Origin of the sequence: Pseudomonas sp. FP603, from assembly GCF_030687415.1 — a bacterium.
Classification (GTDB): Bacteria; Pseudomonadota; Gammaproteobacteria; order Pseudomonadales; family Pseudomonadaceae; genus Aquipseudomonas; species Aquipseudomonas wuhanensis.
This window is the reverse complement of record NZ_CP117431.1, coordinates 6845261-6857026: the sequence shown is the minus strand read 5'-3', so window position 1 is coordinate 6857026 and position 11766 is coordinate 6845261. Positions and strand designations below refer to the sequence as shown.

Below are 11766 nucleotides of genomic sequence, written 5' to 3'. Positions count from 1 at the left end.
CTTACGCTGAGGCCTTATGCCGAGGGAGCGTTTTCCTGCACTTCTTTCAGGCCCAGACGGACCCGGTTGACCAAGGTGTAAGCCAGCAGTACGGCGACCACCGCAAACACAATGTTAATCCACAACGCGTTGATCCAGCCGATGGCAATGCCGGTGGCCAAGACGCCCAGTACAAACGCGCGATCACTCTTGCCCATCGGGCCGTCGTAACGCCGCGAGGCGCCTATCATCGGCCCGAGGACGCCACTGTACTCGCTGAACAATGCCAGCAGCGTGACCAACAGCACAATCAACACACTCACGCCGGGAATCAGGGCAAAAGGCAGGATCAGCGCGCTGTCGGCCACGATATCGCACAGTTCATTCAGGTAGGCGCCGAGGCGCGACTGCTGGCCGAATTCCCGGGCCAGCATGCCGTCGATGGCGTTCAGCGCCATCCGCAGGATCATCCACACGGGAATCAGCAGAAATATCCACAGGTGATTGGCGAAACAGGCAATCCCGACGCCCGTCACGACCGAAATGACGCCGGCCAGCACGGTGATTTGATTGGCGGTGGTGCCGTTATCGAACAATCGCTGAACCAGCGGTCGCAACAGATTCTGAAAGGCGGGTTTAAGTTGGTAGATGGAGGGCATCTGGATACGGTCTCAGCAATTGAAAGCGTGAACGTTCAGGGTTATACGTCACAATAATCAGAATGCCAGTAAAACTGCACGGCTCATCCTCTTCCAGCGATATCCAGGTCCAATCGGGAACTGTCGGCCTCGCGTTTTTCAGTGCTCAGGAGTTAATCCATGGACCGCTTCCAGGAAATGCAGGTCTTCGCCGCAGTCGCTCAGGAGCAAGGCTTCTCGGCGGCGGCGCGGCGTTTGGGGATGTCGGCGGCCAGCGTCACCCGCGCGGTGGCGGCGCTGGAGAAACGCATCGGCACCCAGTTGCTGACGCGCACCACCCGCAGCGTGCATTTGAGCGAGGCGGGTCAGCGTTATCTGGAGGACTGTCGGAGAATTCTCGCCGAAGTGCAGGAAGCCGAGGATTCGGCAGCCGGAAGCCATGCCCAGCCCCGTGGGCAACTGACGATCACGGCACCAGTATTGTTCGGCGATTTGTTCGTCACGCCGCTCATGGTCGGTTATCTGACTCAGTTCCCTGAAGTCAGTATCAACGCTGTACTGGTCGATCGTGTGGTGAGCATGGTCGAGGAGGGCATCGATGTGGCTGTGCGCATCGGTGAGTTGCCTGACAGCAATCAACATGCAATTCGCGTGGGCGAGGTGCGGCGGGTGATCTGCGCTTCCCCTGGATTCCTGAGCGACCATGGCCGGCCTCGGCATCCTGCGGATTTGAGCCGTGCCCCGATCATCGCCACCTCGTCCATCGGGCAGCCCAGAAGCTGGCCGTTCCTTGAAGCGGGAGAGCCGATCAGTGTTCGTCCGGAGCCACGTCTGGTGGTCTCCGCCAATCAAGCGGCGATCACTGCCGCCGCCATGGGACTGGGGTTGACCCGAATCCTGTCGTATCAGGTGGCGAGCAAGGTCGCCTCGGGTGAGCTGGAAATCGTTCTGGCTGACTTCGAACTGCCGCCATTGCCCATTCATGTGGTCTACCAGGGTGGGCGCAAAGCCCCGGTGCGGGTTCGCAGTTTTGTGGACTTCGCGGTGAACGTACTGCGTGAACACCCGGCCCTGCAGGGTTAGTTATTGCACTGGCTGAAATAATGGATTGCGTTTGCTGGTTATTCTGTTGTTTTGGCTGGGGATGGAAGATAGCTCCCATCGGCGCCGATCCTTTCCTGGATAGCGCCACTACCCAGCGGAGTCGACCATGCAAGCCATCAAACTCTACAACTTTCCCCGTTCCGGCCATGCTCACCGTGTAGAGCTGATGCTGTCGTTGTTGCAACTGCCGACCGAGCTGATCTTCGTCGATCTGGCCAAGGGCGCACACAAGCAAGCGGACTTTCTTGCGCTCAACCCGTTCGGCCAGATTCCGGTGATTGATGATCAAGGCATGGTGCTGGCCGACTCCAACGCGATCCTGGTTTACCTTGCGCGCAAATACGGCAACGGTCGCTGGCTGCCAACCGATCCGGTCGGTGCAGCCAAGGTTCAGCGCTGGTTGTCGGTCGCCGCCGGGCCGATTGCCTTTGGCCCTGGCAGGGCAAGGCTAATCACTGTGTTTGGTGCGCCTTACAACGCTGAAGAGGTGATCGCTTTTTCCCACACCTGGCTCAAAGTGATCGATCAGGAATTGGGCGCAACGTCCTATCTGGCCGGCAGCGAGCCGACCATTGCCGATATCGCCGCGTACAGCTACATCGCCCACGCACCGGAAGGCAATGTGTCGCTGGATGACTACGCCAACATCCGCGCCTGGCTGGCGCGCATTGAAGCCTTGCCAGGGTTTGTCGGCATGCCGCGCACCGTCGCCGGTTTGCAAAAAACTGCCTGATGCTCACGGCCCGATTCGGTCGAGCCATTCTTATTGCGCAATGAGCGCAGGGGAGAAGCCGTTATGGAACGTTCACCTTGGCACGCAGGCGAGAAACAATTGCAGGCTCATGTAGGTGTCGTCGAACGAATGGACGCATTGGGTCGTAGGGTGATTCGCGGCGAGATGCCGGACCAGCACCGTACGTTCTATCAGCAACTGCCGTTCATGCTGTACGGCGCGGTGGATGCTGACGGCAACCCTTGGGCCAGTATTCTTGAAGGGGCGCCGGGCTTTGCGAAATCCCCCGAGCCCGCGCTGTTGCAGCTCGGTAGCCTGCCCGGCCGCGACGACCCTGCACAACTGCAAGACGGGGCGGCGATCGGTCTGCTCGGTATCGAACTGCACACCCGACGTCGCAACCGCCTCAATGGTCGAGTCGGCGCTGTAACGGCAAGCGGCTTCGAGGTGACGGTGGAGCAATCCTTCGGCAATTGCCCGCAATACATTCAATTGCGCCAGTTTCGCTCGGTGCCATTGGCGGATCCGGAGACCCGTATCGCGCAGCATCTCAATGGGCTGGATGACGCGGCCAAAGCCATGATTACCAGCGCCGATACCTTCTTTGTCGCCAGCTATGTGGACGTCGATGGCCAACGCTCGGTGGACGTTTCTCATCGGGGCGGCCAGGCCGGTTTCGTCCAGATAGAAGGCAATCGCCTGACCATCCCGGACTTCGCCGGCAACCTGTTCTTCAATACCTTGGGCAACCTGCTGATCAACCCTCGGGCCGGTTTGCTGTTCATCGATTTCGATTCGGGCGACCTGCTGCACCTCAGCGGTCGCACGCAAGTCATCCTCGAAGGCCCGCAGATCGAAGCCTTTCAAGGGGCCGAGCGGCTGTGGACTTTCGAGGTTGAGCGCGTGGTGCGTCGGCCTGCGGCGCTGGCCTTGCGTTGGCGCTTTGACGGTGTGTCGCCCACCAGTTTGCTGACCGGCACCTGGGCGCAGGCGAACGCACGCCTGCAAGCCCAGGCGCTGGGGGATCACTGGCGGCCGCTGCGAGTGATGCGCATCGAGCAGGAGAGCCACAACATCCGTTCGATCTATCTGGAGCCTGCCGATGGCGCCGGGTTGCCAGTGTTTCAAGCCGGGCAACATTTGCCCTTGCGGTTCAACATCGCCGGCGATGTGCACATCCGCACGTACAGCCTGTCGAGCGCGCCATCCGATGACTTTTTCCGCATCAGCGTGAAGCGTGAAGGCCTGGTGTCCTCGCACCTGCATGAGCAAATTCGTGTCGGCGATGTGCTTGAAGCCCGCTCGCCTCAAGGGCATTTCACCGTGGTGCCGAATGAGCGTCGGCCGCTGGTGTTATTGGCCGCCGGCGTGGGGATCACGCCGCTGCTGTCGATGCTGCGTGAGGTGGTTTATCAAGGCCTGCGTACGCGGCGCATCCGTCCTGTGTGGTTCTTCCAGAGCTCGCGGACCTTTGGCCGATCAACCGTTTCGTCCTGAGCTGGATCGCTTGCTCGACGGCCTCGGTGATGGGGTGCGTGTGCTGCGTTTGCTCAGTCAGCCGGAGTCCGATGCCCGTGAGGGTGAAGATTACGACCTGACAGGGCGCATCGACGCCGACTTGCTCAAGACCATTCTTGAGGTGGAGGACTACGACCAGGTGGATTTTGTCCTGTGCGGTCCGGGAGGTTTTACCCAAGGGCTTTACGACAGCCTGAGGGATCTGGATGTCCCTGATTCAAGGATTCATGCCGAAACCTTTGGCCCGTCCACACTGCGTCGCAAGCCGGACCCGGGCGCGGTGGTCATCGAGCAATTACCGGCCGCCACCGTTTCGGTGCCCGTCGTGTTCCAGCGCTCGGCGAAAGAGGCGCGTTGGCAGCCGGACGGCGGCAGTTTGCTGGAGTTGGCGGAAAGCCGTGGCCTGCGCCCGGAATTCAGTTGCCGCGGGGGTTCCTGCGGGACCTGCAAAACCCGGTTGATCAGCGGAGAGGTGAATTATCCACAGCCTCCGGCGGAGGTTCCCGATGCGGGAGAGGTGCTGATTTGTTGTGCGGTGCCGGCGCAGGGTTCGCAGCCGTTGGTGCTGGATCTGTAACTGAACCAGACAACACAGAAAATCCCCTGTGGCTTACTCGCGAAAGCGGTGTCTCAGACAACTTCCACGTTGAATGTTAAACAGCCTTCGCGAGCAAGCCCGCTCCCACATTCGATCTCGGCTGGCCTGAAAATATTTGCGAACATCCTACAAATTTGGCTGTTCTGAAGGACAAATCCGACAAGTTCTAGCGGTTTTCGTATCAGAAGTCCGAGGGATAGGCTTTGGGAGTCACTGCAAATTCAGTGATCGGGTTTGGTCGCTCAGGTTTAGAATGGCGCACTTTTGTGCTTGCTTCATGGCGAGCTGTGCGTGGGAGGGCTTAGGCCCTGCCGGGTTCCATTCCCTGGTCGACCAACCCGCGTACGGTTCGCCACCCTTCTGCTTGGTCGCAGTGTTGGCGAACTCCAGTTCTCGAATGGAGTTTCACCATGTTCAAAGCCACACCGAATCCCCCGGAAACCGACGACGTTTCCCCCTACGAATCCCCCAATTCAAAAAAGCTCAACGAAGCCGCCGAGCGCGCGCTCGATCACTACCTCAACCCCTCGGCCCTCAAAGCACCGGTCGCCCGCAAGCCGAGCACGATGTTTATGGTTGCGCCGGATATCAAAGACGAAGACCTGTTGGCCCACACCTGTGAGTCGTTGGCCCAGGCCAGTGTGATGGCGAGTGACTTTGCGGGGTATCTGGAAGGGCCGCACCGGCATACGGCGATGGCGATTCAACAGATCGTCATGCTGGCGGAACTGGCGGTGAACCGGATGCTGGATAACGTCGCCATACCAAAACCTGCGCCACACAGCTGATTTGATGTGGGAGCGGTAATGGCGAAAAATCAGGTGATCATTGCCCGCAAGCCAATGGCTGAGTAGGGTAGCGAGCAGAGCGACAAAGGGCCTTGAGAGGCCCTTTTTGCATTTCAGGGATAAGGTTTTTCATGGTTTATTTCACGCGCTTGATCGTTTTGCTGGCGGCGGTGTTGCTCAACGGTTGCAAGCAACCGGACGCGACGCCGCTCGATCAGCAACTCTATGTCTGGCAACGGCAATGGACGCAGGCCCATGACGCCGCGCTGCGCGACAGCCGTGCCGATTTTTCGACCTTACGAGTACTGGCCTTGCAGGCGTTTCCGCAGGCCGGCTGGAGCCGGGCGCGGATCGATCCGGCGCTGCTCAAGCGTGATGGCCGGCCGCTGATTGCAGTGATTCGTCTGGATGGCCAGCTCAAGGGACTGGATCAGGGCGAGGTCACGGCGCACATCCAGCAGGTGCTCAGCGATTGGCAAGGGCAGGGGCTGATCCTCTCCGGCGTGGAAATCGACCACGATGCGGGCAACGCCCGGCTACCGGCCTACCGCGAATTTCTCACGCATTTACGCGCTGTTCTGCCAACCTCCTTGCCACTGAGCATCACCGCGTTGCCGGCCTGGCTCGACAGCCCAGAATTGCCGGCGCTGCTGGCGACGGTCGACAGCAGCGTATTGCAGGTGCACGCGGTGAGCGATCCACGGCGTGGGCTGTTCGATCCGAATCAGGCACGGCAATGGGCCAAGGCCTGGAGCCGTATCACGTCGAAACCGTTTTATCTGGCGCTGCCGGCTTATGGCGTGGCGTTGTTGCCAGGGGCCAGTGGCGCGCCGGTGGTGGAAAGTGAAGTGCCCATCGAGCGAGGCGGCAAGCGCCGGGAGCTAATGGCGGATCCGCTGCAACTGAGCAAACTCGGCGCCGAGTTACGCGCCGATCCGCCGGCTCATCTGGCCGGGCTGATCTGGTTTCGCCTGCCGCTGGCCAATGATCGCAGGGCCTGGAGCCTGACGACGCTAATCGCGGTGGCGCGTGGCGATACGCTCGACAGCCGCGTGGGGCTGAAGCTCTCGGCGCAGGACGGCCTCTATGACATCAGCGTCAGCAACCAAGGCAACCTCGATAGCGCCTGGCCCGAACGCCTGACACTGGCGGTGCAGGGCTGCGATGGCGCCGATGCATTGGCCGGTTATGCATTGCAACAACGCCCGGATCTGCTTACCTTCACCCGCCTGCGCGAGGGGCGAATCCCGGCCGGCGGGCAGCGCGCCATCGGTTGGGCACGCTGCGCAACTATTGATCAAGGAGGTTCGAATGTTCACCCGTAACTGGCCCCGCCATGTGCTTTGCCTGAGCCTCAGCCTGCCGTTGGGTTCGGCGCTGGCCTGCGGGCCGGACTTTCCCATGCGCCTGCTGGACAACCGTGGCCAGTCGCTGGCTGAGCTGCCGGAAGGCAACTTCAATTTTGAGATCAGTCGCCTCGGGCATGCTATCGCGGGCCTGAAGAACGTCACGGCGGCCACCCATAATCCGGATGACGGCTACGGCGATGCGCCCGATTACTCCGATCAGCGTAACACTGCCGAACAGGCCGGGTTGACGCCTGAACAGCAAGCACTAGTGCAACAGCTGCGTAGCCTGACCGATGCCCAACAGGTTGAAGAGCAAGGCGCGAGCCTGCCGGCCGAGCACTCGCTCTATCTGGCGGGTGCTGTGGCGTTCAACGCCGGTGATCATGGCCTGGCCGCCGAATACTTTCAGAAAGTGCTGGCGCTGCCGGCGGATCAACGGGCGTTTCGCAGCACCTGGGCGGCGTACTCGTTGGGCCGGGCACTGTTTGCCATGAGTTCAGAGGCAGATGCCGGCCCGGACCTGCTGGCTCAATCGCGCAAAGCCTTCGAAAAGACTCGTCAGCTGAGTATCGACGGCTTCAGCGACCCGTTGGAATTGGGTGTTGCCAGCCTCGGCGAAGAAGCGCGAGTGGCCCGCACCGCCGGCGACTGGGACAACGCCATCGAACTCTACGCCACGCAAAACCTCCATGGTTCGGCGGTGGGGTACAGCTCGCTGAAGTGGCTGATGACCGATCTGGCGGCGATGCCTGACGATCAATTGGCCCGATTGCTCAAGGGCAAACGGGTACAGCAATTGGTGACGGCCTCCTTGATCAGCCGACAGGGCTGGTCATTCGGTGATCAACCGCCCAGCGAACAGAAACTGATCAAACTGCTGCAAACCAGCACCCGTGGCAGCCTGGATAATGCTGATCGCCTGGCGGCAGTGAATTATCAACAGGGCGATTACGCCAGCGCCAAAGCTTTCCTCGAACAGGCCGGAGACGGCGGCCTCGCGTGGTGGCTGCGGGCGAAACTGGCGTTGCGTGATGGCGACAAAAACGCTGCCGCGGCGGCCTATGCCAAGGCCGCCCAAGCGTTCCCGCAGAATGAATCCTGGGGCGATCGCCGGACCCCGGATTGGGATTATGAAACGCTCCAGCCCAAGTGCCGGGTCGACGGCGAAAGCGCGATCCTGGCCCTGCAACGCGGCGATTATCTGCAAGCCTTTGATCAGCTCTATCGCAGCCAAAGCATTTACTGGTACGACGCGGCCACCGTGGCCGAGCGGGTGCTGACCCTCGATGAACTCAAGCAGTACGTCGACACTCAGGTGCCGGCACCGCCGCCGCTCAGCCAACAGGATCGCGACAATTATGTGCCGTTGTCGGTAGCCGCGAACCTGCGCAATTTGCTCGGGCGGCGTCTGCTGCGTGAAGGGCGCTATGACGAAGCCCCGGCTTACTTCGACAACGTTGAACTGCAGAACAAGGCCAAGGCGTATGGTCAGTATCGTCAGGATGCGGACGCTGCCTGGTGGCCGACCAAACGTGCCGCGGCGTTGTTCAATGCCGCATCGACGGCACGCCAATGGGGCATGGAGCTTCTCGGCTATGAAATGGCGCCGGATTACGCCACGTTCGGCGGTAATTACAGCCTTGAGAGCCGTGAGCTAAAGGTCGGCCCGTTAGTGGCTGAAGATGAAGTCCTGCGTCAGCAAGCCAACGCCGCTCAACCCGATCAGCGCTATCACTATCGTTATGTCGCAACGGATTTGGCCAGTCGTGCTGCCGATAATCTGCCTCATACCAGCCAGGCTTTTGCGGCAGTGTTGTGTGCGGCGGCGGGGTGGAACACCAGCGTTGAAGAAGAACGTGCGTTCTATCAACGGTATGTGAAAGAAGGGCCATACGTGGATTGGGCGGAGAACTTCGGTCACCAATGCCCTTATCCCGACTTTGAAAACGCCAGCAAGCGTTATGTCACCCAGGCTACTGATGCTACGCGTTCGACGCTGCGGCCTTACAAGAAACCGGTGCAAGTAGGCGCTATTGTGGCGATCACGGCGGCGGCTTTACTGCTGATCAGTCGCCGCCGTCGTAGAGCGCGATTACCCTCAACCCTGCTGCACAAAGGTCAGCCGCACCGCGAAGCCGATCAGCAGGCTGCCGAACAACCACTGCTGCACCCTCTGGGCCGATGGACTGCGTTGCAGCCAGCGGCCCAGTGCGGCGCCGACCAGCGCGTAGGCGCTGTCGAACAACAACCCGACACCGACCAGCATCATGCCCAGCGTTGCAAATTGCGCGAGCACTGGCCCGGCGTGCGGCTCAATAAATTGTGGCAACAGCACCGAGCAAAACAGCAGCGCCTTGGGGTTGAGCAGATTGGTCAGCAAACCGCGCAGGATCGCCTCGCGCCAATGCGGTTTTTCGGTGGTTGCGCCTGTACCGTTCAAGCTCGGCAGCATCGTGCTTCGCAGGCACTGAATGCCGATCCACAGCAGGTACGCGGCCCCGACCAGGCGCACCACGTCGAAAGTCCAGGGTGCCGTCTTGAACAGCGCCGCCAAACCCAACGCGGCCAAGGCCACATGACAACCACGCGCGATGCCCAGCCCCAACGCCGTGGCCAGTGCCGCGCTTTTGCCCTGACGCGCGCCGGTCTGCAACAGCAGAATCATGTCTGGGCCGGGCAACAGGTACACCACCGCCAGCGCCATGAAAAACAGCCAGAGACCTGCCATGTTGCACCCCATTCGTTGTCGATTTGGTCGGATCAGTCTATGGCTGAAGAGCAGGGCAGGTGGTTGCGTAGTCAGCTTCTAAAGCTTCCATATTTGGCATAACCTGCCATTTTGTGACGATCGAACCATCGGGATCTGCCAAACCATGAAACTGGACGCCTACGACCGCAAGATTCTCGCGGCGCTGCAACGGGACGGTCGCCTGAGCAACGTGCAATTGGCTGACGAAATCGGTTTGTCCGCCTCGCCCTGTTTGCGTCGGGTACGGATGCTGGAAGAAGCGGGAGTGATTCGCGGCTATCAGGCCAATCTGGATAGAGATGAAGTGGGCCTTGGGCTGACGGTGTTTGTCGGGGTCAAAGTCGAACGACACAACGATGAACAGGCGGAAGCGTTTCGCTTGGCCGTGACGGCATTGCCTGAGGTGATTTCGGCGTTCCTGGTGTCAGGAGAGTCGGATTTTCTGCTGCAAGTGGTGGTGCCGGATTTGCGCGCCTATGACCGTTTTCTCACCGGGCGACTGCTGAAATTGCCGGGTGTGAGCGACATCCGCAGCAACTTTGCGATTCACACGGTGAAGACGCCGGGGGCATTGCCGTTGGAGCATTTGCCGCTTTAGACCGAGTCGACCCATTCGCGAGCAAGCCCGCTCCCACATTCGATCATTGTCGAACACAGAACCTGTGTTCACTGAAGATCTACTGTGGGCGCGGGCTTGCTCGCGAAAGCGTCAGTTCAGTCATCGCCAAATCATCGGCCCTACATCTGCGTCGCCATCCCCTCCACATCCATTGCCGCCTGGCGCAATGCCTCGGAGCGGGTCGGGTGTGGATGACAGGTCAGGGCGATGTCTTCGGCCGAGGCGCTGAACTCCATGGCCACGCAATATTCGCCAATCATTTCACTGACGCTCGGGCCCACAAGGTGCACGCCGAGGACTTCGTCGGTGCGCTCATCGGCCAATACTTTGGCGAAGCCTTCGGTTTCATGGTTGATTTTCGCCCGGCTGTTGGCGGTGAAGGGAAATTTGCCGACTTTATAGGCGCGACCTTCGGCCTTCAGCTGTTCTTCGGTCTTGCCGACGCTGGCCAGCTCCGGTTTGGTGTAGATCACGCTGGGGATCAGGTTGTAATTGACCTCGCCGGCCTTGCCGACGATCTGCTCGATGCAGGCCATGGCTTCGTCCTCGGCCTTGTGGGCGAGCATCGGCCCCGACGTGACATCACCGATCACCCAGACGCCAGCGGCCTCGGTGCGGTGGCCCTGATTGGCGAGCATGCCGCGTTTGTCCGTGGCAAGACCGACGTTTTCCAGTCCCAGGCCTTGGGTGTAAGGGCGCCGACCAATGGCCACCAACACGTAATCGGCTTCAAGCAACTCGGCGGTGCCACCCGCGGCCGGTTCGACGCTGAGCTGAACACCGCTCGCCGACGTCGTGGCGCTGGTGACTTTCGAGCTCAACTTGAAGCGGATGCCTTGCTTGCTCAATGAGCGCTGAAGGCTCTTGCCCGCTTCGCCATCCACACCGGGGCAGATCCGATCAAGAAATTCGACCACCGTCACCTGAGCACCCAGGCGCCGCCATACCGAACCCAGCTCCAGGCCGATCACCCCGGCCCCGATCACCACCAGGTGTTTCGGCACTTCGCTCAGCGACAGCGCGCCCGTGGAGTCGAGGATGCGTTTGTTATCGATGTCCACGCCGGGCAGGGGAGTGGGTTCGGAACCGGTGGCGATAACGATGTCCTTGGTGCTCAGCTCGGTCTTGGCGCCCTGGCTGTCGGTCACCGTGACTTTGCCCGGGCCGTCGATGTGGCCCCAGCCCTTGATCCAGTCGACTTTGTTTTTGCGAAACAGAAACTCGATGCCTTTGGTCAGCCCGGTAACGCTTTCATCCTTCTGCTTCATCATTTGAGCAAGGTTGAGGACGGGTTTGACCTCAATCCCCAAGTTGGCGAATTCCGCCCCCATGGCCGCGTCGTAGAGTTCGGAGGCATGCAGCAGCGCCTTGGACGGCATGCAGCCGACATTCAGGCAGGTCCCGCCCAGAGTGGCGCGGCCTTCCACGCACGCCGCTTTCAGGCCCAGCTGGCCGGCGCGGATCGCTGCGTTATAACCGCCGGGGCCTGCGCCCAGAATCACGACGTCATAGGTGCTCATAGTGGTACTCCTGGTGAAAGGGGTGGGATCGATAAAGTTAGTCTTCGATAAAATTACGAACGTAATATGTGCGTTTCGAACCATTTCGGTCAAGGCTTCAGCCTGGCGACAGGTTTGGTGCTTTTAGATAGAACGATTTAGCACGAAAATTTCACTACTTTCGTTATATCG

Annotated in this window: 8 protein-coding genes and 2 pseudogenes; 7 read left to right on the top strand and 3 right to left on the bottom strand. The window is 60.4% G+C overall.

Annotation, left to right across the window (positions count from 1 at the left end):
- Positions 1 to 14 precede the first annotated feature (14 nt).
- Entirely contained in the window at positions 15 to 638 is a 624-nt protein-coding gene (locus tag PSH65_RS31585) for a CDP-alcohol phosphatidyltransferase family protein (RefSeq protein ID WP_305424376.1), read from the bottom strand.
- A gap of 159 nt (positions 639 to 797) precedes the next feature.
- Here PSH65_RS31585 and PSH65_RS31580 point away from each other — a divergent pair, with 159 nt between their 5' ends.
- The 6 genes and pseudogenes from PSH65_RS31580 to PSH65_RS31555 all read left to right on the top strand — a co-directional run.
- Positions 798 to 1700, top strand: coding sequence for a LysR family transcriptional regulator (locus tag PSH65_RS31580; RefSeq protein ID WP_305424375.1), 903 nt, complete (start codon positions 798 to 800; stop codon positions 1698 to 1700).
- Positions 1701 to 1827: 127 nt separating this feature from the next.
- Positions 1828 to 2454 (top strand): glutathione S-transferase family protein, encoded by a 627-nt coding sequence (locus tag PSH65_RS31575; RefSeq protein WP_305424374.1) that lies wholly within the window; start codon positions 1828 to 1830, stop codon positions 2452 to 2454.
- Positions 2455 to 2517: 63 nt separating this feature from the next.
- Positions 2518 to 4549, top strand: a pseudogene (locus tag PSH65_RS31570) (pyridoxamine 5'-phosphate oxidase family protein).
- A gap of 431 nt (positions 4550 to 4980) precedes the next feature.
- Positions 4981 to 5358: a DUF6124 family protein gene (locus PSH65_RS31565; RefSeq protein ID WP_305424373.1), complete on the top strand. Its 378-nt coding sequence runs from the start codon at positions 4981 to 4983 to the stop codon at positions 5356 to 5358.
- Positions 5359 to 5489: 131 nt separating this feature from the next.
- A complete protein-coding gene (locus PSH65_RS31560) occupies positions 5490 to 6683 on the top strand; it encodes a DUF3142 domain-containing protein (RefSeq protein WP_305424372.1) in 1194 nt (397 codons plus the stop codon).
- A pseudogene (locus tag PSH65_RS31555) lies at positions 6670 to 8799 on the top strand (hypothetical protein); the annotation flags it as partial. The gene PSH65_RS31560 and the pseudogene PSH65_RS31555, both read left to right, overlap by 14 nt.
- A 6-nt stretch (positions 8800 to 8805) precedes the next feature.
- On the opposite strand, the gene PSH65_RS31550 reads toward PSH65_RS31555, so the two are convergent.
- Positions 8806 to 9435 carry a LysE family translocator gene (locus tag PSH65_RS31550; RefSeq protein WP_305427076.1) on the bottom strand — a complete coding sequence of 210 codons (630 nt, stop codon included), beginning with the start codon at positions 9433 to 9435 and terminating at the stop codon, positions 8806 to 8808.
- 145 nt (positions 9436 to 9580) lie between these two features.
- Between PSH65_RS31550 and PSH65_RS31545 the strand changes: the two genes are divergently transcribed.
- On the top strand, positions 9581 to 10054 hold the full coding sequence (locus PSH65_RS31545; RefSeq protein WP_038980472.1) for an Lrp/AsnC family transcriptional regulator: 474 nt from the start codon (positions 9581 to 9583) through the stop codon (positions 10052 to 10054).
- 140 nt (positions 10055 to 10194) lie between these two features.
- On the opposite strand, the gene lpdA is transcribed toward PSH65_RS31545, so the two are convergent.
- Positions 10195 to 11595, bottom strand: a complete 1401-nt coding sequence (gene lpdA, locus PSH65_RS31540) for a dihydrolipoyl dehydrogenase (RefSeq protein ID WP_305424371.1) — start codon at positions 11593 to 11595, stop codon at positions 10195 to 10197.
- Positions 11596 to 11766: the final 171 nt, after the last annotated feature.

What these genes read in the sequence shown, in the direction of transcription:
- PSH65_RS31585 (WP_305424376.1), bottom strand. Translation starts at nt 638, where the DNA reads ATGCCCTCCATCTACCAACTTAAACCCGCCTTTCAGAATCTGTTGCGA.
- PSH65_RS31580 (WP_305424375.1), top strand. Translation starts at nt 798, where the DNA reads ATGGACCGCTTCCAGGAAATGCAGGTCTTCGCCGCAGTCGCTCAGGAG.
- PSH65_RS31575 (WP_305424374.1), top strand. Translation starts at nt 1,828, where the DNA reads ATGCAAGCCATCAAACTCTACAACTTTCCCCGTTCCGGCCATGCTCAC.
- PSH65_RS31565 (WP_305424373.1), top strand. Translation starts at nt 4,981, where the DNA reads ATGTTCAAAGCCACACCGAATCCCCCGGAAACCGACGACGTTTCCCCC.
- PSH65_RS31560 (WP_305424372.1), top strand. Translation starts at nt 5,490, where the DNA reads ATGGTTTATTTCACGCGCTTGATCGTTTTGCTGGCGGCGGTGTTGCTC.
- PSH65_RS31550 (WP_305427076.1), bottom strand. Translation starts at nt 9,435, where the DNA reads ATGGCAGGTCTCTGGCTGTTTTTCATGGCGCTGGCGGTGGTGTACCTG.
- PSH65_RS31545 (WP_038980472.1), top strand. Translation starts at nt 9,581, where the DNA reads ATGAAACTGGACGCCTACGACCGCAAGATTCTCGCGGCGCTGCAACGG.
- lpdA (WP_305424371.1), bottom strand. Translation starts at nt 11,595, where the DNA reads ATGAGCACCTATGACGTCGTGATTCTGGGCGCAGGCCCCGGCGGTTAT.